25 protein-coding genes are annotated in these 24,437 nt (G+C 56.3%); 4 read left to right on the forward strand and 21 right to left on the reverse strand.

Features of this window, described 5'->3' with window-relative positions; translation table 11 throughout:
• Positions 1–14: 14 nt before the first annotated feature.
• From idi to ACTG39_RS07915, 13 genes are all read right to left on the reverse strand, one after another.
• Positions 15–671 (reverse strand): isopentenyl-diphosphate Delta-isomerase, encoded by a 657-nt coding sequence (idi, locus tag ACTG39_RS07855; protein ID WP_439106998.1) that lies wholly within the window; start codon positions 669–671, stop codon positions 15–17.
• Positions 672–794: 123 nt separating this feature from the next.
• Positions 795–986, reverse strand: coding sequence for a light-harvesting antenna LH1, alpha subunit (gene pufA, locus ACTG39_RS07860; protein WP_407327128.1), 192 nt, complete (start codon positions 984–986; stop codon positions 795–797).
• Between the two features lie 66 nt (positions 987–1,052).
• On the reverse strand, positions 1,053–1,196 hold the full coding sequence (gene pufB / locus ACTG39_RS07865) for a light-harvesting antenna LH1, beta subunit (protein WP_405271245.1): 144 nt from the start codon (positions 1,194–1,196) through the stop codon (positions 1,053–1,055).
• A 143-nt stretch (positions 1,197–1,339) separates the two neighbouring features.
• The gene (gene pufC, locus ACTG39_RS07870) at positions 1,340–2,434 is read right to left on the reverse strand and encodes a photosynthetic reaction center cytochrome PufC (protein WP_439106999.1); all 1,095 of its coding nucleotides are present in this window, start codon (positions 2,432–2,434) and stop codon (positions 1,340–1,342) included.
• Positions 2,434–3,411, reverse strand: a complete 978-nt coding sequence (gene pufM / locus ACTG39_RS07875) for a photosynthetic reaction center subunit M (protein WP_439107000.1) — start codon at positions 3,409–3,411, stop codon at positions 2,434–2,436. The genes pufC and pufM overlap by 1 nt, the downstream gene beginning before the upstream one ends.
• A gap of 12 nt (positions 3,412–3,423) precedes the next feature.
• On the reverse strand, positions 3,424–4,251 hold the full coding sequence (gene pufL / locus ACTG39_RS07880) for a photosynthetic reaction center subunit L (RefSeq protein WP_439107001.1): 828 nt from the start codon (positions 4,249–4,251) through the stop codon (positions 3,424–3,426).
• A gap of 87 nt (positions 4,252–4,338) precedes the next feature.
• Positions 4,339–4,575 carry a hypothetical protein gene (locus tag ACTG39_RS07885; RefSeq protein WP_439107002.1) on the reverse strand — a complete coding sequence of 79 codons (237 nt, stop codon included), beginning with the start codon at positions 4,573–4,575 and terminating at the stop codon, positions 4,339–4,341.
• A 55-nt stretch (positions 4,576–4,630) separates the two neighbouring features.
• The gene (gene bchZ, locus ACTG39_RS07890) at positions 4,631–6,106 is read right to left on the reverse strand and encodes a chlorophyllide a reductase subunit Z (RefSeq protein WP_439107003.1); all 1,476 of its coding nucleotides are present in this window, start codon (positions 6,104–6,106) and stop codon (positions 4,631–4,633) included.
• Positions 6,106–7,575, reverse strand: a complete 1,470-nt coding sequence (gene bchY, locus ACTG39_RS07895; RefSeq protein ID WP_439107004.1) for a chlorophyllide a reductase subunit Y — start codon at positions 7,573–7,575, stop codon at positions 6,106–6,108. Before bchY ends, bchZ begins: the two co-directional genes overlap by 1 nt.
• A complete protein-coding gene (locus tag ACTG39_RS07900; RefSeq protein WP_439107005.1) occupies positions 7,568–8,548 on the reverse strand; it encodes a chlorophyllide a reductase iron protein subunit X in 981 nt (326 codons plus the stop codon). Before ACTG39_RS07900 ends, bchY begins: the two co-directional genes overlap by 8 nt.
• Positions 8,548–9,498, reverse strand: coding sequence for a chlorophyll synthesis pathway protein BchC (gene bchC, locus ACTG39_RS07905; RefSeq protein ID WP_439107006.1), 951 nt, complete (start codon positions 9,496–9,498; stop codon positions 8,548–8,550). The genes ACTG39_RS07900 and bchC overlap by 1 nt, the downstream gene beginning before the upstream one ends.
• Before the next feature lie 115 nt (positions 9,499–9,613).
• Positions 9,614–10,723, reverse strand: coding sequence for a methyltransferase (locus tag ACTG39_RS07910; RefSeq protein WP_439107007.1), 1,110 nt, complete (start codon positions 10,721–10,723; stop codon positions 9,614–9,616).
• Between the two features lie 39 nt (positions 10,724–10,762).
• Complete coding sequence (locus ACTG39_RS07915; protein WP_439107008.1) at positions 10,763–11,635, reverse strand: polyprenyl synthetase family protein; 873 nt, start codon at positions 11,633–11,635, stop codon at positions 10,763–10,765.
• 78 nt (positions 11,636–11,713) lie between these two features.
• On the opposite strand from ACTG39_RS07915, the gene ACTG39_RS07920 reads away from it, so the two are divergent.
• Positions 11,714–12,733 (forward strand): carotenoid 1,2-hydratase, encoded by a 1,020-nt coding sequence (locus tag ACTG39_RS07920; protein ID WP_439107009.1) that lies wholly within the window; start codon positions 11,714–11,716, stop codon positions 12,731–12,733.
• Here ACTG39_RS07920 and ACTG39_RS07925 read toward each other — a convergent pair.
• The 6 genes from ACTG39_RS07925 to ACTG39_RS07950 form a co-directional block, all read right to left on the reverse strand.
• Positions 12,711–13,838, reverse strand: coding sequence for a phytoene/squalene synthase family protein (locus tag ACTG39_RS07925; RefSeq protein ID WP_439107010.1), 1,128 nt, complete (start codon positions 13,836–13,838; stop codon positions 12,711–12,713). The genes ACTG39_RS07920 and ACTG39_RS07925 overlap by 23 nt on opposite strands.
• On the reverse strand, positions 13,819–15,345 hold the full coding sequence (locus ACTG39_RS07930; protein ID WP_439107011.1) for a phytoene desaturase: 1,527 nt from the start codon (positions 15,343–15,345) through the stop codon (positions 13,819–13,821). The genes ACTG39_RS07925 and ACTG39_RS07930 overlap by 20 nt, the downstream gene beginning before the upstream one ends.
• Before the next feature lie 80 nt (positions 15,346–15,425).
• Positions 15,426–16,292, reverse strand: coding sequence for an alpha/beta fold hydrolase BchO (bchO, locus tag ACTG39_RS07935; protein WP_439107012.1), 867 nt, complete (start codon positions 16,290–16,292; stop codon positions 15,426–15,428).
• 4 nt (positions 16,293–16,296) lie between these two features.
• Entirely contained in the window at positions 16,297–18,117 is a 1,821-nt protein-coding gene (locus ACTG39_RS07940) for a magnesium chelatase subunit D (protein WP_439107013.1), read from the reverse strand.
• Entirely contained in the window at positions 18,114–19,133 is a 1,020-nt protein-coding gene (gene bchI, locus ACTG39_RS07945; RefSeq protein WP_439107014.1) for a magnesium chelatase ATPase subunit I, read from the reverse strand. The genes ACTG39_RS07940 and bchI overlap by 4 nt, the downstream gene beginning before the upstream one ends.
• Positions 19,134–19,247: 114 nt before the next feature.
• Entirely contained in the window at positions 19,248–20,120 is an 873-nt protein-coding gene (locus ACTG39_RS07950; RefSeq protein WP_439107015.1) for an alpha/beta fold hydrolase, read from the reverse strand.
• A 203-nt stretch (positions 20,121–20,323) separates the two neighbouring features.
• Here ACTG39_RS07950 and bchJ point away from each other — a divergent pair, with 203 nt between their 5' ends.
• Positions 20,324–20,929, forward strand: coding sequence for a bacteriochlorophyll 4-vinyl reductase (gene bchJ / locus ACTG39_RS07955; protein ID WP_439107016.1), 606 nt, complete (start codon positions 20,324–20,326; stop codon positions 20,927–20,929).
• Positions 20,930–20,981: 52 nt separating this feature from the next.
• Here bchJ and ACTG39_RS07960 read toward each other — a convergent pair whose 3' ends face one another.
• Complete coding sequence (locus ACTG39_RS07960) at positions 20,982–21,362, reverse strand: rhodanese-like domain-containing protein (protein WP_439107017.1); 381 nt, start codon at positions 21,360–21,362, stop codon at positions 20,982–20,984.
• A gap of 108 nt (positions 21,363–21,470) precedes the next feature.
• Between ACTG39_RS07960 and sfsA the strand changes: the two genes are divergently transcribed.
• Positions 21,471–22,295, forward strand: coding sequence for a DNA/RNA nuclease SfsA (sfsA, locus tag ACTG39_RS07965; RefSeq protein ID WP_439107018.1), 825 nt, complete (start codon positions 21,471–21,473; stop codon positions 22,293–22,295).
• A 53-nt stretch (positions 22,296–22,348) separates the two neighbouring features.
• On the opposite strand, the gene ACTG39_RS07970 is transcribed toward sfsA, so the two are convergent.
• Positions 22,349–22,594 carry a glutathione binding-like protein gene (locus ACTG39_RS07970; protein ID WP_439107021.1) on the reverse strand — a complete coding sequence of 82 codons (246 nt, stop codon included), beginning with the start codon at positions 22,592–22,594 and terminating at the stop codon, positions 22,349–22,351.
• An 858-nt stretch (positions 22,595–23,452) separates the two neighbouring features.
• Between ACTG39_RS07970 and ACTG39_RS07975 the strand changes: the two genes are divergently transcribed.
• The gene (locus ACTG39_RS07975) at positions 23,453–24,316 is read left to right on the forward strand and encodes a prolyl hydroxylase family protein (protein ID WP_439107019.1); all 864 of its coding nucleotides are present in this window, start codon (positions 23,453–23,455) and stop codon (positions 24,314–24,316) included.
• Positions 24,317–24,437: the final 121 nt, after the last annotated feature.

Here is a 24,437-nt window from a genome sequence, read left to right on the forward strand (position 1 = left end):
AGCTTAGGAAGGGCTTACGCAGCTCCGCGCTGGCCGGTGGTCCCACCCAGCTCGTTTAAAAAGCGTTCAAGTTTTGATTGGTAGCGCCCACGCAGTGCACTCCACTCCTGACGAAACCAGGGTGTGAGTTCCGATGGCCTGCTTGCCATCCAATCATCGACGTCCTGAACGCTGAGCCAGCGCCAGTCCATGACCTCTGCGGCGTGCGCAGACACCTGAGCTGATGAGCTTATCGCCCGTGCCAGATAGACATGGCAGAGCTCATGCTCACTGCCGACATCCTCATACTGTGCATGGTATTCAAACTTGTAAATCGATTGAGCGAGTGCATCGACACCGAGCTCCTCACGAACACGGCGCGTGACCGCTGCGTCGATGGATTCACCGCGCCGGGGGTGACTACAGCAGCTGTTGGTCCAGAATCCCGGCCACAAAGGTTTCTGCTGACTCCGACGATGGACGAGTAAGCGACCTTTTTGGTCGAAGAGAAAGGCGGAAAAAGCGCGATGCAAAGTGCCTCTACCCTGATGCGTTTGGGCTTTGTTGCGATAGCCAACAACCTCGTCGTTACTGTCGACAAGAATCAATTGCTCATTGTCAAAAGAGACCGGGGCGCGCATAACGCTCACATTGGCCGTGGCGTCCCTTGAATCCCTAGCTACATCGGACAAGATCAGGACTCCTTCAATATTTCGGTTTGCATGGCACCGAGCTACGAGGATCGCAGACGGCTAAGAAACGGTGCCCACGACCGGGGGAGGCCGTGGACACACTAAGTTGCAATGCCCAATGCGCTAGCTGCGCGAGGGGGGCAATGCTTCCATGTGCTGGGCCGTTGAAGCACCTGCCATCGAATCACCTTCGATCCAGTTGTACTTCGCGGTGCTCAGCAAAATAAAATGAATCAAGATCGCTAACGTAAAAAGAAAGATAGCATTCGCTACCAATATTCTACGAGGATCAAAGATCATCCACATTTTATGCATTACGCATCTCCTTAATTTAAAGCGTTACACCTAGGTGCAGCGCAGGTTCAGTCTCTAAGTCGATCCTTAGAACCACGGTCTCCAGGACCACACCAAAAGGTGTGCGACCACGGCTACTGCGACAAAACCCAGAGTGCTTTTCACATACAAGCTGTGAAATTCTCTGGCCGCACCATCTGAGAGCCCTGTAAGGCTGCTAGATTCGCTCATGGTTTGATTTCTCCCATGTCAACTACGTTTCCCCGACTCGCCGAAGCGAGCTGGGGGCCTTCACAGCGCTGCAGACACCTTACGGGGACTACTAGACACTGCACCTTCAGTGGCATCACCAAGGCGATACCGCTGGAGATTTACTAACCACCACCGCCTGTCGTTGCGGCTGATGCCGACGCTGACTCAGACTCTGTGGCGACCTCAATAAGCTTCTTTGATCCTGCAGATTGCTTTGCCAGGTTTGGGTAATCCTTGAGCATCGGGGCACCATAGAGCGGCTTGTAGGCTCCCTGATGGCAGGTGTTACAAGCGACTTTCTGCGGATCTCCCGAGGGACCCTGACGATGTTCTGGCAGCCAGTCGTTTGTCTCCCAGACAAACTCATTGTTTAACTCACGCACCATACGAATCCCATGCCATGCCTTGAGTCTCGTCGGAGGGCTCTGTTCCCAATTAGCAAAGGCGCGACTGTTATGGCAGTAAGTACAATTCACCCCCAGAGACTGGGAAAAATGCATCATTAGCGAGTAGGTCCACTCGGTCTGCTTGATAGACTTTCTATTGCCTGTGGGCAATGCCGTGTCGCCCGCCATCCGAATATCCTTTTCACCCTCTAAATACGGCGTAAATGGATCGTAGGGAAGAGACGCATAACCAACACCCGCGACTCCTGCTACGTTTTGACCCGTGGGGTGTGCGGCAAATGAGCCCGGCATCTTCGGAGCATCTTCTGTCACCCACACGTACTCAGGCACGTTGTTACCCCGGTGACAGGTGTAACAAGTGACGCCCGTTGGTGCCGTGTGATTTGCACCCCAGGTCTCGTTAGCACGCTGGGTCATAGCGATCATGACTCGCGCTACTTTTTTGGTGTACTTATCGTCCGCAGCGAACCCTTCCATACCATGACAGTAGGTACAGCCCTCTTCGGGAGATACCCACTCGGTGATCGCGGCCATCAAGCGATTGAATTCGCCCACACTCAGATCGCCGAGCACCTGCACATTTTGATAGATATCTTTAGCCTTGGGTCCCGACGATGGCACCGCCGGGATAGCTTCCGGAGCCTGGTTAGCCGCGACTTTTTCCTGAAAGGCCCCGGGACTGACTACCTGCTCCATACCCGTGCCGCGATAACCACGCTGCACCACTTCGACAGGCGGTTTTTCGCAGCCTGCAAGGCCTACGGTAGCTAATAAAAATCCGACGCCTAATAAACGCATGGAAGTATTCATCACTGTCCTCCCCCCAAGTTGGGATCCACAAGGGGCGTCGCCTCCAGTGCAGGATAAGACGGTGCCACACCATGCTTCACGGCCCAGAGATACCAGTTGTCAACGACCGTGCCGGTCAACAAGATTCCGATACCGCCCGTCACTACCGTGAGAACGGCAAACCACCAGGCCCAGCGGTGGATGGATTCCATCGTGGCGTTAAAGCCCATGGTCCAGCGCCAGAACAATGCCGCACGCTCAGATGCGGTACCTCGATCCGTAATCTGATCTATCTCACGATCTCCGCCATAGCGCGTCACCGCCAAAATGGTTGCGCCGTGCATGGCAAACAGCAGGGTAGAGCCGTAAAGAAAAGCAATGGACAGCATGTGGAAGGGATTGTAGAAAAGATTGCCGTAACGCAAGGAAAACGCCGCGGTCCAGTCCAAATGCGGGAAGATTCCAAAGGGTACTGCCTCACTCCAGCTTCCCATTAGAAGCGGACGAATGAAGCCCAATACCAGGTAGAGCCAAATGGCGCCGGCAAAGGCCCAGGTCAGGTGCTGCCCCATACCTAATGCTTTAGAGCGTCGGTAGGTTCTCAGCCACCAGAGCATAATTGACAACGTTAAAAAGAAACCGGCAATCAGCCACCAGCCGCCGTCATTCAATGGCGGAATACTGAGGCCGTACTGCGGGGGAGGTGGCTCTAATGCCAGCCAAAACAGTTGCTTCACAAACTGGACGGGATCCCAGTTCACTGAGGCCCACATGTTAAGACCAATTATCTCAAAGGCGATAAGTCCGCAAACAATGGATGCCAGACCCAGCGAGCCAAGATAGAAAGGGCCTATCTGCGCATCGCCAATCTTGCCCATCCAGTAGTTATCAACGGGAGTGCCGACGCGGTTTTCATTTTCCGCACCTATAGACACGCCGGGATAATGAGGACCGCGCACCTGAACCCGCGTAAAAATGTTCTGATATTCAAAATTCATAGCATTCCCCTCTTAAGACCAGACCGGCAATTCAAGCCACCAGTTCCACCATTCGGGCCAACCGCGGGTCCAGAAAGGTCCACTCAAAACAATACACACCGCACTCCAGAAACCGGCTGATAGCGCCAGAAAGAGTCCGAGTCGGTGAATACCCAAGGCGCCAATGGAGTAACCCACGTCGTCACGGAAGAAGGTGTTTTCATGCTCACCGGTCTTCACTACGGGGTCATCGTCGCCAGGGTTGGTCACAGCCAAAATCAATGACCCGTGCATGGATAACGCCAGGGTCGTTGTAAAGAAGAAAGTTACCGCGAGCATATGCGCGGGGTTGTAATGGAAATGCAGGTACTGGTAGCCGACGTTAGACACCCAATCAAGGTGACTGAGGATTCCGTAGGGGAAGCCATGACCCCAGGCGCCGAGCAAGAACGGTCTGATCACCACCAGGGTAACGTATGCGAAAATCGCGACAGCGAAAGCAAAAGGCACGTGCAGGCCCATACCAAGTTTTCGGGAGATCTCTACCTCCCGAAGGGCCCAAGAACTAAATGCACCAATGGCACACAACGTTATGATCTGCCATAAGCCCCCTTCCATTAGAGGAGCCAGACCTAGCCCGTATTTTAGATCCGGCGGCGCGATGCTTATCTGCCAGATATTCCACGTGGGACCCATTGCGGCGCCGTACAAAATCAACGCCGTACCCACGACGCTAAAAAAGATCGTAGTGACACCAAAGAAGCCGACATAAAACGGCCCTACCCAGAAATCAAAGAGATCACCACCGAGCAACGTGCCTCCACGTACCCGGTACTTCCTCTCAAAACTCAACATGGACATGCCGTAACCTCCAAACCCGTCATAAACGGTGAATATCGATAGATCTCCGAAGCGATAACACGCATCGGTTTTTTATTTTTTTACGCCCTACCACTCAAAGGCGTAGGGAATCACCGCCAGGGCAACACGCCGCGCCTCCTCAAAGCAGGACTCGCTTTTTCGAGCACTTGCCGCAAAAGGACGGAGTCCTCTCGGTAGCAAACGCGTAAAAACGCTCACCACAAAGAAGCAACTCACGGCCATAGCCAGTAACAGTCGGTAACTTCGTCTATCCGTTTGTCGCACTTGATGTGCCCCCAAATCTACTTCCCCAGCTTTCAGCATGCCTCCGCCCTCCCCGGTTTTGGCTCGCATTTCTTGTTTTGTTCTTAGCTAACACTCAAGCAGGCTCCGCTTCGTCAACGGGGTCTGACTCTGATCTTGCTCGCAGGCTGGCATCAAGGTGTTCAACACCAACACGGTCCACACCTGCATCTCTGGCGCGTCTTTCTGCAGCGTCGCGCAAACGCTTGGCGACGGATATTCGAAGAAGCACAGGCTCTCGTTCCAGCTGTTGCTCGAGTAATGTTTCTGCCTCACGCTCCCAGGCAAGCTCTTCGTTAAGTCGAGCGGGAGTCGCACTGATCTGATCAAGTTCGGTGCCGAGCGGGAGAATATGAAACAGCGCGTCGAACAGCGCATTGCAAACCTCCTGGAGCACATAGCAGGCGCCGGCGTAGCCCATGAACGGTGTGCCGGTGTGACGGCGAACGATGGAACCCGGTAAGGACGCCGGTATGTACATCGTGCGAGCCTGCGTTTCCGCGATATACATGCGCTCGTTGTAACTGCCAAAGACGATGAGGGGCGGGCTCTCCGCCATGGCGGCGCGCACTGCCTCATTGTCTGTTTTAGCACCTGCACATCGAGAGAAGGAGAAGCTGCAGGGCATGCCCAACTCTTCCTCAAGAAAGTTACGCAGGCCGCGGGAATAGGTTTCGCTGGCAGCCACGCCAAAGTTGGCAGTGCCAAAAAAGTCCTGTGTTACCGAGCGCCACAAATCCCACAGCGGCTTGATCGTGCTGTGCTTTTCTTGCTCGATGAAAGGCTGCGGATCCAGGTCCAGCAGTTCGCCCAGGGACTCAAGAAACGCTGTAGTGGAGTGAAGTCCGATAGGCGCCTGTAAATACGGTTTTTCTAATGCCTCGCAAAGCTTGCGACCAAACTCCCGGTACATGCAGACATTGACCTCGGCGTCGCCAAGCTTGGGAACATCATCCAGCTGTACACCCATGGGAAAGGTCAGGTTCACCTCGGCGCCGATACCTTCAATCAAACGCTGAATCTCTGCTACGTCAGACCAGGTGTTGAAGCAGCCATAGATCGGGCCAATGATGTTTACTTTTGGTTTGGCGCCTTCCACTTTTGGCGCGACCTTGGCCTTCTTCCGCTTAGTCTTGCCGTAACGGTCCCACAACCAGAACAATGCACGATCGGCACTTTGCCATTGATCTTCGTCGATGGTGCGCGGCAGAAAGCGTTCAATATTCGTGTCCCGTGGCGTTACTCCGCCACCGATCATTTCGGCGATAGAGCCGGTTACCACCACCGAGGGCCGCTTGGGATCCAGTGACTTGTGGGCGCGACGAAGGGCGCCTTCGGTACCTTTTTGGCCGAGTTCTTCTTCGGCGAGCCCCGTAACAACAATGGGTAACTCGTGAGGAGGTAAGGCGTCGGTGTAATGGAGTACCGAGGTCACCGGAAGGTTTTCACAGCCTACGGGCCCGTCAATGATCACCTGCAGGCCTTTAATCGCAGTGAAAACGTAAACGCTACCCCAGTAGCCTCCTGCACGATCATGATCAAGGACGAGCATTAGGCAGCCCTCCCCGAAGCGCCTGGCCATATACCCGCGCTTTCGCCACTACCCACACCATTGAAGAAGGATTCCATTCGGGCGAACCGTTCTCGATTCCCTACCGCAGTATTAATCACCTGAGCCAGCGAACCAGGGCCAGCGGGGCCCATGAGGGGGCGCGCTGAGATAAGATTGGTGAAGTAAAGCCCGGGAATACCCCGCTCTTTAGCATGCTGAACAACAGGCGTTGTGCCTACCGCAAGGTCCGGCTGAAACTCTTCTACTGCCGCAATGTCATCTTCGAGAGAAGCGCGGTAGTTAACTTGAACACCTTTGGCCTCAAGCCAGTCTCGATCGTCGTCGGACCAGGGTGTTCTCGGACAGGCGGTGCCGACGTAACGCAGATCTGCGCCCGCCTCGACCAGCAATCGCGCAACGAGGAGCTCAGAGCCTTCGTAACCTGACAAGGTAATGCGCGCGTCGATGGGGGCTGCCTGCAGTGCACCACGAATCGCTGGCAGCAGAGCGTTGCTGGTTTTCGCCAATACGTCGGACTTTATCCCGGCGCTTTCAGCAATAGCTGCAAGCCACGCCGCAGTACCGTCATGACCTACAGGCGCTGAACCCACAAGAGTCCTGCCGGCAGACGTAAACTCTCGCGCCGTCGCTTTATAGAAAGGATGAAGCATTGCCGCGATCGGACTAGCCAGAGCAGCATAGAGCTCTCGCCACTCTCGCGTGGGCACTATAGGTCCTGCGGCCAAACCCATGGGTTCGAGCATTCGACCAATCATGATGGCATCGACAGGGAAAATTTCACCGACTAACGCTACTGTCGGTCGACCGACGCTCTCGGCATCAGGTCTGGCTACAGGTCCCTGCTCAGCTTCACTGCGAGCGTAGGACAACATCGCTCCGGCGAGAATATCTTTTGCCTCGGCGTGCGTAGGTACGCCAAAACCCGGCACGTCGATGCCTACGATGCGAACCCCATTTATCTCTTTTGGCAACAGGTCCAGAGGAACGCCCGAGGCCGTCGGTACGCAGAGATTAATGAGCACGATGGCATCATATTTATCCGGGTCCGCGAGCTTGTAAGTCGCCTCTCGCAAGTCTTCGAAAAGCTTACCCGTGACCAGTGTTTCCGAGTCGAAGGGCACATACCCCACTGTGCGACGAGCACCGTAAAAGTGTGAGGTGAAGGTCAGACCGTAGACGCAGCACGCTGACCCGCATAGCACCGTAGCGGTACGGCGCATACGTAAACCAACGCGCAAGGATCCAAAGGCAGGACACATACTCTGCGGCTGATCATGAGGGCCCGTGGGATAGTCCTTGGCGTACTGCTCCAGAATCTCGCTCTTTCCGGCTTCAGCGGCGGCCTTCTTCATCGTGTCAGCACCGGCGTGACAGCCCGATACCGTATCTTTGGCGTCAGAACTGGCTATGACGTCAGCGGGATTCACGGTTGTCACCAAATCAGACATCGTCGTAGATAACCTCCAGCGATGGGCGGTTCAAGGCTTCTACGTTGCACAACTCTTCAACACTTGCGGGCTCGAGAACAACATTGCGCCCGACTGCATCACCGTCAAACAGCCCCAAAAGGTCATCTTGAGAAAGCGCCGTAGGCTGCTGCGGAGGGGCTTCTGCCACCTGCTGAGCAAGTCCCTCAAAGAGTGATCCCCACTGACTCTCGGGCCGTCCGATGATTTCGTAGTTGGCGCTCTTTTTACGGATGTCATCGTCGGCGGGAATGGCAGCTAACTGCGGAATCCCCACCGCCTCGCAAAAGGCTTGGGCTTCGCCGGTGCCGTCGTCTTTGTTAGTTACCATGCCGGCAACGCCCACATTGCCACCCAGGCGACGGAAGTACTCCACCGCGGAGCACACGTTGTTAGCAACGTATAGCGACTGCAGATCGTTGGATGCCACAACAATGACCTTCTGACACATATCCCTGGCAATAGGCAGACCAAAACCGCCGCAAACGACGTCGCCCAAAAAGTCCAGAAGTACGTAGTCAAAGTCCCAGTCATGGAAACCCAGTTTTTCCAGGGTTTCAAAACCGTGAATGATGCCGCGGCCACCACAACCCCGGCCCACTTCCGGACCGCCCAGTTCCATGGCGAAAACACCGTCGCGCTTAAAGCAAACATCACCTACGACAAGCTCTTCACCTGCGGCCTTTTTCTTGGACGCAGTTTCGATGATTGTCGGGCAAGCCTTACCACCAAACAGCAAAGACGTCGTGTCGCTCTTGGGGTCACAGCCAATCAGCAGTACCTTTTTGCCCTGCTGAGCCATCATGTAAGACAGGTTAGCGAGGGTAAAACTCTTGCCGATCCCGCCTTTGCCATAGATAGCGATAATTTGGGTTTTTGATCCGCCATCGTCGGAGCTTGCTAAAAGCGAGCCCTCGTCGTTACCGGGGGTGTATTGAGTGACAGCCTTATTCATCAGTGCATGCACCTCCAGTCGAGGACCATTTTCAGACAGTCCGGATCACCAAAAGCCATGCGGTAAGCAGGGGCAGCGGCACGTACGGACTGATGGTGAGTAATTAAACCGTCGAGAGACAAAGACTTCTCCTGCACCAAATCCAAAGCGGATTCGAGATCAGGTTTCTGCCACTCAGCGGCGATAGAAACTGACACTTCTCGTTGAAATGCCGGTGGGAAACTAAAATTTAGAGGGGCGTGATAGAAGCCCGCAAGAATCACCTGCCCACCCGGGACAAGCCGCGTGATCAGGCTATCGAGGATATTTGCATCCCCACTAACATCAGCGATCACTTTATAGTCGCGCCGCGTATCTGCTTCGGGGGTCATGACCTGATAGCCAAGTTCGCCACCATGACGCTGCGCGTTGGTCTCCCAAACTGTGGGAGCCTCGCCGCCGAGCGCAACAACGGTGCGCGCCAAAAGGCGCCCTAGAACTCCGTGCCCAATAATCAAATCAGGTAAAGCCTGCGGCCCGATCCGCAGAGCTGCGTGATGCGCGGTTGCGGCAAGGGCCAATAGTATTCCCTGATCACCCAGGGACTCATCAATGGCGACGAGTCGATCCGCAGCAACCACCAGATTTTCAGCGCTGGCGCCGAACAGCCCTCGCACGTCGGTGTAACCGGCAGAACCCGGCACAAACACCAGATCGCCCTCTTGCCGCAGACCCGTCGAACCCGCCTCGACCACACGTCCTACCGACTCGTAACCCGGGACCAGAGGGTACTCAAGACCCGGAAAAGCCGGCATCCGCCCATCCCACAACAACCGTTCCGTGCCCGTACTGATACCGCTCCAAAGTACTTCTACAACACAGTCACAGTCACCAGGCTCAATCAACCCAACATTTCGAAGGGCCATGACTCCGGGCTTCTCAAATACGACGGCAGTCGCTGTGCGATCCACCACTAGGACTCTCCCATTACGTCAAATACATTAATTGACTCACTGTGTCAGTTTATATGGACAGCTAGCCCTGTCAAGAAGAAATGACAGACGCTCAAGCAAACCCAATAAACACTCAAGATGATGCCGCCGGACGAGCCGTAAGTACGCGCACCAGCAGAGGCTGATAGCTCTTTCGCTCACGCACATCCGCGAAGCCGGCCGCCTCCAACATTTCACGAATTCTTGCGGGACTGCGGGGCCGCCCGCTGCGCATCGCCCAGAGATAAATATGAAAGTACGCACCCACACCGGGAGCCTCCGACGTTTTAGCCATGGGCTCTGCCACCAACAGCAGACCATCGGGACTCATCGCCTGCCGCGCAGCGCGTAAAAGACGCATGACCGGCTCATCGTCATGATCGTGAAGAATTCGGATGAGGCTAATGACGTCAGCACCCTCTGGCAGAGGGTCAGCGAACATATTGCCCCCTACGGCACTGCCGCGCCCGGAAAACCCAGCCTCCGAAAAACGCTCCTCGGCCAGTACCGCAACATCCGGAAGATCAAACACCCTGGCGCGCAGGCTGGGGAAGCGTCGTAAAGCTTCCATCGCGAACACGCCGCTGCCCCCGCCTATATCCAGAAGCTGTCGTCGCGAGTTCAGGGAGCAATGGGCAAGTACATCATCGGCGACGAAAGATTGGGACTCCGCCATCAAATCGCTGTAACGCTGCGCATTCTCGGCGTCACTGTGACCGGGCGAACCCGCGTAAGCCCAATATTCGCCAAGCGCACTGTTTGAACGATCGCGCAATAAACTCAGTGGCTCAGCCAAGTCTCGGTACAACACCTCGTGATGCCTCACCATGGCGGCAATACCGGGACTCCCGCGACTCGCAGCGCCAAGGTCACCAAGACGCCAACGCTTTGAGCCCGCGCTCTGCACCAGCCGCAGCTCCGATGCCGCTTCCAGAAGACGCTCAAGGCCTTCGCGGGGCATCGCGCAGTCCGACGCCAACTGCTCAACCGTCATAGGACCGCGAGCCAGACGCTCAAACAGGTCCAGCTGCACACAGGCAGCCAGCACTTGCGAGTACACAAAACCAGCGGTGATATCGAACAATTCCCGGGCACGGCGACGGGCAATCCAGCGAGAAACGGGAAATCGAAGCACCGATTGATGAAAAGCAGGACTCCCGAGAAGCCTGTCTCGATGAGCAAGCAGCCAATCTTTTACCGCCACAACGTCACGTCACCCGAAGCGCGGCGAGAGAGAGACTAGTCAGGCAGCCACCGAAGCACAGGCCTTGGGCAGAAAACGCTGCGCCTGTTGGCGCACCACCTCTTGTAGTTCAGCACGACCGGCACAGGGCGGCACGGCAGCCACGCCCTCCTCCACAAGCTCACGCAGGCGACTCGTCGCGCCTTCCAGGCCCAACTCAGACACAGCGCTAGGGCGCTGCAGGGCCTCATCCACGCCACAAGGTTTACCCAATTGATCAGGTGTCGAAGTGGCGTCCTGAATATCGTCAGCGACCTGATAAGCCTCGCCTATCTTGGCACCCAAAGTACGCCACGGCGCGACATCAATCCCCGCTGCTGCCGCCCCTGCGGCTGTCGCGGCGATAAACAGCGCGCCAGTTTTAGCGCGGTGATACAAAGATACGTCGACGACGGGCTCCGACTCCCAGGCTTGGCCAGCGGCTATACCGCAGGGCGCACCCACACCCTCCGCGACAACCCTCATCAACTGGGATAGTCGATTCTTCGCCGGAAGCTGAGGCCTCGCCAAAAGAGCAAACGCTGACACAATGAGCGCATCACCAGCCAACAGGGCTATAGGCTCTCCATAGGCGGAATGCACCGATTCGCGACCCCGTCGCTCATCAGCATTATCAAAACAGGGCATGTCGTCATGAACAAGAGACGCGCAGTGCAGCAGCTCTACCGATGCAGCCGCTGCCGCCGCCAAGGCGGGGGCGTCACAGTTGTTAGCAAGAGCCACCGCGAGACACAGCTTCGGACGAACCCGAGCACCTCCCGGGAATACCGCATGCTGCAAAGCTGCCGCCAGGCGCTTAGGGCAACGCGGATCGGCAGCCTCCGCGATGGCGGAGCGCAAAACCTGCTCAAAATCACTGTCACCTATCGGCATAAGTGGACCCCAGACTGTGAATATTAGTTTACACTTAATGTGTAACTTAGATTAGACGGTCGAGGAATACAAGTAACAATGGATACCCCCTCAGAGCACGTCGCCGTGGAATCGATAGAGATAGGCGACGCCACCCTGCCTCCAAGGTATAGCTCTCGAGCTCCGGGGATTGATTTTGCTCAAGAGGTCACCGACGACGGCTACCTTTGGTGGTATGCGGATGCGATCAGTGACGATGGCCAACAAGCCATGACGATGATCATTTTCGTCGGTAGCGTATTCTCACCCTATTACGCTAGGGCGCGCCGCCGAGGCCCTCAGGCTGCCGAGCATCACTGCGCCTTCAATACGATCATTTATGGGCCGTCGGGCAGAAAACGCTGGAGCATGACCGAGCGCACGGGGGCTCAGCTCAACCGCGACACGCACAGCTATCAACTCGGCCCGAGCAGAATCGATTGGGACGGACACTGCTTTCTGGCACAGGTAAATGAACGATGCACCCCCTTTGCACAGCGCATGCTGGGCAGTATTAGGATCACCCCCTCAGCGCTAACGACGCACAGCCTTCAGCTAGACCAGCACGGGCGGCATCACTGGCACCCCATCGCCCCCATTGCTCATATTGAGGTAGACCTGCCGTCTGTAGGCGCTCACTGGTCGGGCGAGGGTTACATGGACAGCAATCAGGGGACGGAACCGCTGGCCGACGGTTTTTCCGGCTGGGACTGGACGCGCGCGCGGCTAGCCAGCGGTGACTGCGCGGTGCGCTACGAAGCGCGCCAGGCGGACCACGATCCACACAGGCTGTCGCTCCGCTTTGGGCAGAATGGCTCAATCGCTTCAGAAGAGACACAAGAATCCACGTCGCTGCCACCTACCGGCATCTGGCGCGTCGCCAGACGCATGCCCAGCACCAAAACGCTGCCAAATAAACTACTCACCCTCGAGGACACGCCGTTCTACGCGCGCTCCCTGATAGAGACAAGCTTCAACGGTGAGCCGGGGACAGGCATCCACGAAAGTTTATCGATGGAACGCTTCGAGAAGCGCTGGGTACAAACGCTTCTGCCGTTCAGGATGCCGCGCCGGACCTGAAATTGGATGGCGGAGCATGCACTTCGCGATCGCGCTTTTCGAGCTCTGCAAACACGTTGAGCACCCAGTCTATATCTCCCGCAAGACCTGACTGAGGTCGCTCCACCGCCTCCGACGCCGGCAGACTATCGACCGCACGAATGAGATATCTCACCTGAGGCAAGGGATCCGCATGAAGATGCGCGAGGTTTACCCGCGGCGGTATCAGCGAACTCGCCGTGAGCAAGAGCTTGCGATGCACAGGAAGCACCGTTCGCTGCGAGACACTATCACCACCGCGGCGGAGTAACTCGTGACCAATGCCGGCGTATAGCTTTCTCGCCGCATAGATTCCTGGTCGGCAGCGGGCAGGCAAGCCCGCGATGCCGCTATCTGCTCGTGCGTACAAACACTCGGCCGCACTCAGCAAGCGCGCCACAACAGCACCGAGCTGCGGCGAATACTCAGGCTTATCGACAAGAATCTGTGGACTGAGACCCACCTCTCTAAGCCAGCGCATGGGCAGATATACCCGCCCCGCCACAGCGTCTTCGCCGACATCGCGTGCAATGTTGGTCAGCTGCATGGCCACGCCCAAGTCAGCCGCGCGTGCCAACATACCAGGGTCGCGAACACCCATAAGAATAGCCATCATCACGCCGACGGAGCCCGCGACGCGAACCCCGTAGCCATAGACACTCCCCAAATCCTTGTAGGCTCGCGACTGCACATCCCAGGCAAAACCCTGGAGCAATGCTTCGAGCAGCTCCCGGGGCAGCGCATGATCACGAACCACGCGTGCCAGCGCCCGGTCCACGACGTTACCTGGAAGCTCTTCGCCATAGACGGCGTCAAGTCGCTCCCGAAAAATCGCCAGCTCTGCCAGAGGGTCTTCGCCATCATCAATGGCATCATCAGCCTCTCGGCAGAAGGCGTACAACGCGTACACAGCGCCTCGCAGCGCCAAAGGCAGCAGATGCGAGGCAAGAAAAAATGATTTCGAACCAGTGCGAATCATGGCTCGACAGTGCGCGGTATCAGAGCGCGCATCGGCCGGAATTGCTTCCCGGGAACGCAGCGGCACAGACCCCGCTCCTGACGTCGCCTCAAGCATAAGTTTTTGCATGCGGGACCACCCGGTCCAGCACCTTTGCAGAGGTGATCACGCCGGGAATGCCTGCCCCGGGATGTGTTCCCGCACCAACCAGGTAGAGACCTTTGACATCTTCGCTTACGTTGTGGGGCCTGAACCACGCACTTTGCGTGAGCTTTGGCTCAAAGCTGAATGCGCAACCCCGAAACGCAAGCAATCGACTCTGGAAATCCAGCGGCGTCATCAACAGCGAGGTTTTCACATGCTGCGAAAAACCCGGTAAAACGGTCTCCTCGAGGCGCTTTTGGATAGCCAAACGGAAGGGCTCGGCATGCGCCTCCCAATCCGTACCGCTTTCAAGATGCGGCACCGGCGCGAGAACATAAAAGGTGTCGCAACCCTCTGGCGCCAAACTGGAATCCAACTCGGTGGGTCGATGCAGGTACAAACTAAAGTCATCAGCCAGATGGTGATGCTTGAAAATATCATCAAGCAAACCCTTGTACCTTGGACCCAACAGGACCGAGTGCTGCGGCACATCTTCGTAGCGCTTATCCGTTCCGAAATACCATACAAACAAGCCCGAGGAGAAACTGGATCGCTCAATCTTGCGATCGGTCCAGTGCTTGCGATGCTTAGGACGCACAAGATGGCGATAGGTCCATGCAGCATCGGCGTTAGAAACTACGATATCTGCGTCGAGCACCTCTCCGGAAGCAAGACGCACGCCCCGCGCCTCGCCGCTCTCTACCAATATCTCATCAACCTCAGCATTGCAGCGCAAAACCGCACCCTGAGACTGCATCAGAGAGACCATCGCATCAACGAGAGCCCCCGTCCCACCCATCGCAGAGTGCACGCCATGCTTTTGTTCAAGGTGTGAAATCAGCGCATAAACAGCGGTCACAGAGTAGGGGTTACCGCCAATCAGCAGCGGATGAAAACTAAGCACGGTTTGCAGTTTTGGGCTTTTGACATGTGCCCGGACCAGAGAGTGCAGGCTACGCAGACCCTGCATTTTCAGCATCTCGGGAATCACTTTGAGCATGTCAGTAATCTTGGTAAAGGGCATATCGCCCATTTGCTCGTAACCCAGGCGATAGGCTGTGGCGCTGGCTTTCAGAAAACGCTCGTAGCCATCAAGATCTTCCGGCGCGATGCGACGTATTTCTGCCCGCATCTGCTCGGGGTCGCCCGTGTAGTCGAAGGTATCCCCGTCATCAAAGCGCAGCCGGAAAAACGGCTTCATGGCACGAAGATCAACGTCATCACTGAATGTTTTGCCGCAGATTGCCCACAGCTCCTCGAGCAAAAACGGAGCAGTGATAATTGTCGGACCCGCGTCAAAGGTGAACCCATCCTGACGAAATACATAAGCCCGACCGCCTGGCGCATCAAGCTTTTCGAGGACAGTGACGCGATAACCTCGAACCGCGAGACGTGTAGCAGCAGCAAGGCCACCAAAACCGCTGCCAATCACAATAGCGTGGGGGGCTGCACCCGTTGGTAGCGCAGAATCGGGCATCACAACACTGTTCACTATAAATTACACTTTGAGTGTCTAATTTGTTTTACAGCATAGCAGCAAGTTTCAGGCTTGCACAAACAAAAGCCTGCGCCTTAGGAACCCAGCGCCTGAAAAACAGCGCCAATCTGCTTAGCGAACCAGTCTGGGCTTTCTTCGTGTCCGAGATGACCGAGGCCTTCTATACGCCTCAATACGGACCCCGGGACGCGCCTGGCCAATTCCTCACCCTGCGCCGGCACAACCACAGAGTCGTTGTCGCAAACCAACAAGGTTAAATCCGGGTTCAGGCGATCAAGGTTTGCTTCAAGCTGAGCAAGATCCCAATTAGCCATCATTCGCAAAGTCGCGGCGACGTGTCGGGAGTTACCTAAAAGCTCGCGGTAGCAGCGAATCATCTCCGCGGGCGTATTGGAGCCTGTTTGACGCAGCATGCGCTCAACCGGTTTGCGGGGCACGGCATGCAAAGAGACCAGCTGTGTAAAAACCGGGGAAGCCGAAAGGAGTTGTGCTGCCTTGCTAAAGATGGGTGCGGCGGCTCTACCAAAGGGCAGCATTGCGCCGTTGATACTCACGACTGCACCGGGATCAAGAGAGCCTCGCAGACACAGGCTCGCAGCTATTGCGGCCCCCGCGGAGTGCCCTGCTATCACCACAGGGTTTGCATCAAGCTCGTTCATAAGAGCACCAATGGCCTGGGACATTCCCGCCAAAGAACACTGCTCTGCCGGTGCCAGCTGCGTAAACCCCTGCCCCGGTAGATCGGGCGCAATAACGCGAAAATCCTGTTCAAGCAAACGAGCCATGGGCACCCAGGAGTGGGAGGAAGCGCCGGTACCGTGCAATAACAATAAATCAGGACCCGCTCCGCGGACCTGCACATGCCAACGTAAGCCTGCAGCATCGACAAACCGGCTATAGCTCGCGTCGGGCCAGTCCGAGGGCAGGTCATAAGCAGTCACGGTTTTAAGTCACGACCTGACGAACCACAGCTTGTAACTGCTCGGCGTCGGCATTGGGAAGCGGCAGATACATAGCGCCCAGGTTTTCTGCGAGCTCGGCTGCAGACCGATGGGGACGTGGCGAAGTATCAATCACCATTCCCGCAGCGGCACTCGTTAAACGCAGCTTTTGAGCGGCGCTCAGTGCGTCCGCAAGCGCTGGCTCACGTCCCGTACTGCCATCGCGACACACATTACCGCGGCCGTCGGTGAGCATCACGTAAGCGGGTGTCGCACCGCGACGATCCAGCATCTCAAGCAGCTCCGCGGTAGCATCTATCCCTGCCGCAAGAGGTGTCCCCCCTCCCCCAGGCAGTGCCGACAAGCTGCGCTTCGCCCTGACGAGTGAGCGTGTCGGCGGCAAAAGGAGTTCCGCACTGTCACCTCGAAAGGCTATCAACGCGACCTCGTCGCGGCGCACGTAGCAATCCGCCAAGAGTAATTCCACGGCACCCTTGGCCTCAGCCAGACGATAAAGCGCCGAAGAGCCCGATGCATCGACCACAAACACCGTGACGCTCTGGGACCTTTGACGAAAACGCACGATGCGAAAATCTTCGGCCTGCACGCGCAAACGCGCGCCACCGGTGGGGGCTCCACGCAGGCGCTGCCACGGTGCAGCCGTGCGCAAGGTTGCCATAACGTCGAGCCTGGCGCCGCTACGCGGGTCGCCTGGAAGGCTGCCCATGGGACGCCCCCGCATTTTGGCACGCTGTCGGGCACCCGATTTTCCACTGGCGCTGTTTCGCCGCGTTCGCACCGCGCCGCTCAACAGCTTCGCTAACAAATCAGGCGGCAGCAGGGCCTGCGCCGCCTCGAGGAGACGCTCCTCATCCAGGGGGTCCAACTCCTGAGGCGACTGCTCTGGCTCGTCATTAGAGGATTCTTCTTTAGACGCATCGTCACGCGGCGCCTCCGGCGGTGAACTCTCAGAATCCGTTGCCTGCTCTCCTTCTTCGACGGACTCCTCTGTATCGGCCTCCGGCTCATCACTTGCAGGCAGTTGCGTCGCCAGGGGCAGAAGCACAAGTCGTAAGACCTGCTCCAGCTGTTCGTCGGTAACACTATGCTGTCCTGCCAGGGCGGCTAACACCCGAGCAGTTCGCGCCGCCAACAGCGCTGCTCTCGGGGAGTCGATCCCCAGGGCCAGCGTCGCCTGACAAATACTGCCCAGAGCTTCGTCACCAAGCTCCACCAGCGCGAGACCCTCTCGCGCGCTGAGAATGTCCTCGAAGGTCCAGGGAAAATCATCAATCGCTCCGATAGGCAAAGGAGTGAGATCGATCTGCAGTGCCAGACGCTCAACGAGAGCCGTGGAAAGTGCCTCGTCGTCAACGCCTTCGTCCAAGGCGATCAAAGAAAGACGACATGCATGCTGCGCCGCAATTCCTTCGCGCTCGAGCCGCAGCACTGGCTCATCGAGAAGTGCCGCAAGCGGCGCGACGACAGATGTCGGCGCGCGCTCAGCCATGCTCAACAACACGACGCCGCCACTGCTCTCCACCAGTAGGCCCCGTCCTGCTACCGGAGAACCTGTTCGCAACGTGGCCGCCAAATCCAGACCACCCAGCAAGCGAGACTCACTGCAATGCAGGGGGATCTTTCGCCAGGGTGTGTCAGCGGGCAACAAGGCCCGGCATTGCTCCAGCCAAAAATCACGTACCGGGCCGGGGCGCCCTTTCAGACGTATGCCACCGATATCGTGACCCCCAACCGCCACACATGCTGCAGCCAACGCCGCATCATCCCAGCGGGCGAGCTGTTCATCAGTAGCCGGAATGGTCAATCGAAGAGTGCCGAAAGCGCCTTGTCGATGCGCGCCGTCGAACCCGATTCATCCAGTGGATCCCGTCGCAAACGATGTCGCAGCACAGATGGCGCCAGAGCACGCATATCCGCCATCGTTGCCACCTCGCGACCCGCAAGCGCCGCTTGCGCCCGCGCCGTTCTTACCAGGGTGAGCTCGCCGCGAAGGCCGTCAGTACCCAGCGCCAGACACAGCGTCGCCGCCGCCTCCAGTACGTCATCAGCCACATCGACAGTGTCCAGAGACTCCCGCGCCTTTTGCAGTTGGCGCCGCACTCGACCCTCTTTGCGCTGTTGCTGCTTTACAAAGCCCTCAGGGTCGCGCTCAAAAGCATCGCGCTGTCTGACAATCTCAACTCGCGTAGCCACGTCCTGAGGTGTCTTAACCTCCACAGACATACCAAACCGATCCAACAACTGCGGCCGCAACTCACCCTCTTCCGGGTTGCCGCTACCAACGAGAACGAATCGGGCTGGATGGCGCACACTCAAACCCTCACGCTCCACCACGTTCTCGCCGCTGGCAGCAACATCCAGCAACGAGTCGACGATGTGATCTTCGAGAAGGTTCACCTCATCAATATAGAGAAACCCGCGATGCGCCCGTGCCAGCAGCCCGGCCTCAAAAGCTTTCTCGCCGTCGTGGAGCGCACGCTCCAGATCCAAAGCGCCAATCACTCGGTCTTCGGTCGCCCCGAGGGGCAAGTCCACAACGGGAATGGGCGAGGCGCGAGATTTCAAGTTTTTGGCGCCCGATTCGCAGCGCGCACATAAACCAGCCGGTGTTAGCTCGGGGTCACAATTAAAGGAACAACCCTCAACCATGGGGATTTTGGGCATCAATGCGGCGAGGGCGCGAATTGCCGTGGATTTGCCCGTACCCCTGTCTCCAAACACGAGGACACCACCGATAGAGGGATCGACCGCGGCCACGAGTAATGCGGTTTTCATTTCGTCCTGGCCAACAATCGCCGTAAATGGAAAGGCTCTCGCCATAGTTATTCTGTCCAGTAGGTTCACGGAAGACGTCAGAAATGACAACGCCTATGTAAGCCCAAGCTTACACGATAGATTTACAAAATGGATGTTGCTGGCGAAAGCGAAATGGCTCTATTTGATGTTTTCCCAGAAATTCTCCAGCGCCGCCTGAGTCAGCTGCGGCTCTTCAAACTGCGGCAAACCGAGAGTCCCCGGGATTCTGGTCAGCCGCCAGTTCTCACGCCCTTGAGCAAGCTCATCAAGATAATCAAAACCAATATTCGGGTCCTCGTCATAAAGCACCAATACGGGCAGTTGCTGGGGTTCGTAGAGATCTCCCACCGCGTCGGGAGCAAAAAGTTGACCCGATACAAAATAAAACGGTGCAAAGGAGGCGCCCGGCTGTGCCGCACAGGCATAGGCGTAGTCGACCATCCCATCCGGTGCGCCGTCAGCAAAGGCCTTATCCAGAAAAAATCGAATACTGGGCTTTGTGCGCAGGGCCCGAAACAAACCAGCGCCCAATAGCGGCAGGCGCAGTACTCGGTGCACGCGCGCGCCCGCTGGCGAAGAAGACTCTCGTCGACGGCTAAAGCCCGTGGGTGATACCAGCGTGAGGCTGTGAAAAAGCTCGGGAGCATCAAGGGCTGCTCGGGCCGCAAACTCCGACGTTGTCGACAGCCCGAGCACATCGACCGGCCCTACCTCCATGGCTCTCACAATGTCGACGATTACCCTCGCGTAAAACTCCGGGCTGTAGACCCGGTCTGAACGCTCAGATCGACCAAAGCCCGGCAAGTCAGGCGCGTAAAGGGGAGCCTCCAGAAGCATGTCGTCAAAGAACGGCTTGACTTCGTAGGCACTCGCCGCGGCGTTCATGCTGTGTAACAAAAGCAGCGGGCGCCCATGGCCGGGACGGTGGTAACAGAGCACCGACTGGCCCGCGGATAGCACCCAAACACGCTCTTCTGCCACTATGGCTGCGGCCAATGGCTCCCCTTTCATACCATGATTCCCTCAGTTGCCGGTGCTTTCGGGCTAAGCAGCCCTTGACATATGTCAGTTTTAGTTAACACTTGCAGTGTGACATAAATTAGACACCATAACTCAGCTCTTCGCGTGATCGGGTTCTAGATTGCCGGTCGGCTCAGGCAGACTTAACGCTGTGAACAGACAATGCCAACATTGATCGTCCAGGTTTCCCCCGAATGAACGCTCCCGTGGCGATTCCGCCCCCCAACGACGGTCTCGCACGAATAGGCGCCAATAGTGTATTAAAACTTGTACCCTTACTGGATGATGTTCTCGGAGAGGCGGAACGCAATAGGCTTGTGTCGTCTTCTGGATTGACTGAACTGCCAAAACACGAAGGCATGATGGCCGAGACGCCTGCCGCGGCGCTCCATCAAGCAGTTCGAGCAAGCCACCCAACACTGGCGCCTGCACTCACCAAGCGCGCCGGCGAACGCACTGCCGAATACATCATGGAGCAACGTATTCCGGCGGCCGCCCTGCAGGTTATGCTGCACTTACCGCCCTGGCTTTCTACACCACTGCTGGCCAGCGTGATCAAGAAGCACGCCTGGACCTTTGCAGGCTCCGGGACCTTCAGTGTTCGCTCCAAGGACCCACTGATATTTGTGCTCCGTGACAATCCGGTCGTGAGGGGAGAACACTCTACGGAACCCCTTTGCCACTGGCACAGCGCCGTATTTCAACGCTTATTCAGCTCTATTGTGGACCCCAATCTTCGCTGCATCGAAACGCAGTGCTGCGCCACCGGAGCAGAAAGCTGCGTATTTGAAATACGCTAGGAACAGCGCTCCCTGAACTACGCGCGCACTAGCATTCATATCCCTGGATATCTCAATCGAAGTCAGGCTCGGGCGGAACAGCGACAGTGCGCCCTGATTCCTTCCATGCGTCAAAACCACCGGCAATAGAACTTACGTGCAGATAACCCATTTCCTGCATTGTTTTTGCCGCAAGCGCGGCCCGCCCACTACTTTTGCAATAGAGCACAACGCTTCGGGAGCGGTCCTGCAGCGCCTCATCCGTTGACAGGATGAACTCCAATAAGCCTCGAGGAATATTAATCGCGCCACCGATATGACCGTCACGAAACTCGTTCCCTTCGCGAACGTCTATCACGACATCAGCGGCCAACACCGCATCTTCTGCATTGTCCAATGGAACCTCGGCAATCTCTGACTTCGCTGCCGCCACTAACTCCTGCGCTGATTTCATATGCACGTACCTCATTGAATAATCCGTACTGATTTTAACGTGCATTGATTTATTGAGAACCACCTGAGCAGGGTAAATCGCTACTCAGCATCAAAAATCCGCCAAAGCATGATCTGCGTCAGTGTTACCCTCCACGGCATGTTTATCCCACACACAAACTCCCTCATAGAAGGCACCTTTCTGGCCCGTTACGATCGCTTTATTGCGCGGGTGGCCATCGGGAACGAAGAAGTCGACGCCCACTGCGTGAACACCGGGCGAATGGAAGGCCTGATCCGCCCTGGCAGCCGCGCCTGGCTATCCAAGGTGCCCGACGATAGCCCGCGCAAATTGCGTTACACACTAGAACTATTGGAAATCGATGGCGTGATAATCGGCGTTAACACCATGCTCCCCAACCGATTGGCGGAGGCAGTCATTGGGTCAAAACTGGTTCAGGGTATGAAGCGCTTCAGCAAACTGTCGCGAGAAGTATCCTATGGTGAGCGCTCGCGAATCGATCTCCTGCTGGAAGGCAAGCATTGGCGTCATTGGATAGAAATCAAAAACTGCCACCTGGTTTATCCAGACGGCGGCGCCTACTTCCCGGACTCAGTGAGCAAACGAGCCTCGGGACACCTCGAAGAACTGGTCAAAAAAGTCGAGGCTGGTGATAAAGCGAGCGTACTGTTCGTGGTGCAACGAAAAGACGGTGCCTTCGTTCGGCCCAGCGCGCTTCACGATCCGGTCTTCGCGAGAGCGGCAGGGGACGCGCACAGAGCGGGAGTTAGATTTTCGGCCTTACACTTTGATCCAGGGGTTGAGGGATTTACGTACCTGGGCACGCTCCCGGTAGATTTCAAAGCTTACGCACCCCAAGAAATAGCCAACTTTCGCGACGCGCATGCCGACAGTTCCGGCTGGTTACGCCGCGGAAAAGTGAGCGAGAAATAAGCCACTCCCTTCACTGGCAAATGATTACGAACAACGCGATCCATCAAACGTCCTTAGGCAGTTAAAGCGGCATCATTCAATGCGGCAGCCCTTTGATAGGCCTCACGCTCACTCAGTCGGCCCCGGTAATTACAGAGAAGGGGATGCTCTGTGAGGCTTTTAAACTGCAGACCGAACATCACCTCCGATCCGAAACAAACATCCGCGGCCGTAAATCTATCGCCGCAAATGTAGGTTGTATCCGTCATTGCACAAAGCAAGGTCTGGTAGGTCTTTTCGCAAGACCCATAACCGAGCATACCCGACTGCTGCTCATCCGGCTCTACGCCCAAAGACAAATTGCTGGTAGCGGCTTCAACCGGTCCTGCAGCAATACTTTGGGAGCACGACAGCCAGAGTCATGCACTACAGCGCATCAGATACGTCACCTATTCGCATTGACTTGGTGCGTAGCAAACAGCCATGTGCGCGTCAAACTAGCGTGCAGGAGCAGACCAGTAACTCCCAAATCCCGCGCATGCGTAAAAAAATCAAGCGCTGGGCTGTTTTAAAGGATCGGAATATTAATCATAAAAACAAAGGCTTAGGACAGCCTCGGGCGACGAACTTACGTGTAATGACGGAGTAATCCGAACGGTTCAACAGAAAAGTCACGCCAATCTGCCAAGCTGGCTCGCTACTTGCGAAGGAGAAGGACTAGAAGACTAAGTGAGCCCAACCGCTCTCGATGGGTTACTTGCTCAGTTCTGCCTTACACCAATAAGCACATATAGGTTCTCACATCAGTCTAGTGAAACTGATGTCTACGCTTATTGGAGTCAATTCATGTCATACACAGCAAAGACAAACCTTCCTCGATACAGAGCTGGGGTGCTAGCGCTTCTATTGGGCATTGCATGCACCGGATGCTCAGCCATTAAGTCACCCTGTCTTCAGTATGAAACCATAAGCGTTCATAGAACGATATTTCTGCGTGGACATGGGTCCGTCGATATGCTGACTGATAGCCTGGTATGCGTCTCAAGAGAAGAGCTCTACTCCCTAAACTAGCGATCATCTTGACCGCTCAATAGGTGATGCATAGACTCCTGAGGTGAGGTTTTGGGGCAGGCAAACTGACCGAAAACCTCTTCTCAAGCATCGCATAGGGATTTTCAATGGCCATCAGCGAAGAGTGGGTGGAGTGGACCCGCTCTCACCTGAAGAACGGCGCCACCGCAGCGGAAACCCGCGAAAGCCTTCAGAGAGAAGGGTTTTCGGCCCGAGAGATCAAGTACGCATTTAAAAAAGCGGTGCCGAAAAACACCTACCAAAACAGCGTACGACCCTTGGTAAGACGGGACGCTCAGAGTGGAGATGAAGCCACAGATCATGAAGCCCTATCGCGACCAAAATTGGTCCGCAGCACCGACGGACACAACATCATTGCTCTTTGCGAAACAGAGCTTCAGCTCTACGCAGTACGAAATTTTCTGAGTCCCGAAGAGTGCAACAAGCTCATACGGACAATCAGAGACGACGCCTATCCGTCTCAAGTCGATGGTTACCGGGAACAGTCTGCCATTCGATCCAGCCGAACCTGCAGCCTCACGGTCCACGATCACCCCTATATTGCTGAGCTGAATAAAGCTATTTCCCACACCTTGGGTCTGAGTCTTAGCTGGTCGGAAGTCAATCAGGGACAGTGGTATGAGCCGGGAGAACAGTATCGACCGCACCGGGATTACTTCACCCCCGGTACGCCTGAACACACCCGCTTCGTCAATGAGGGTGGCCAACGCAGTTGGACCTTCATGATTTACCTGAACAAACCGGAAGCCGGCGGCGGCACTCACTTCACGGCCATCGATGAAATCGTCATGCCCGAGCAGGGATTAGCCATTTGCTGGAACAACCTCCTCACCGACGGTCAGCCTAATCCCAATACAGAACACGCAGGCCTCCCCGTAGAATCAGGATCAAAGTTCATCATTACCAAGTGGTTCAGGGACCAAGGTACTGGCTCGCCCTTTGTTACCTGACGCAGCGTCGGCTGACAACAAAAAACCAAGACCCCCAAAATACAAAAGGCCCACCCTGATGGGTGAGCCTTGTGTATTTGGCGCCTGGCGATGACCTACTCTCACATGGGGAACCCCCACA

This window comes from Congregibacter sp., assembly GCF_965662665.1.
In the GTDB taxonomy this organism is placed as follows: Bacteria; Pseudomonadota; Gammaproteobacteria; order Pseudomonadales; family Halieaceae; genus Congregibacter.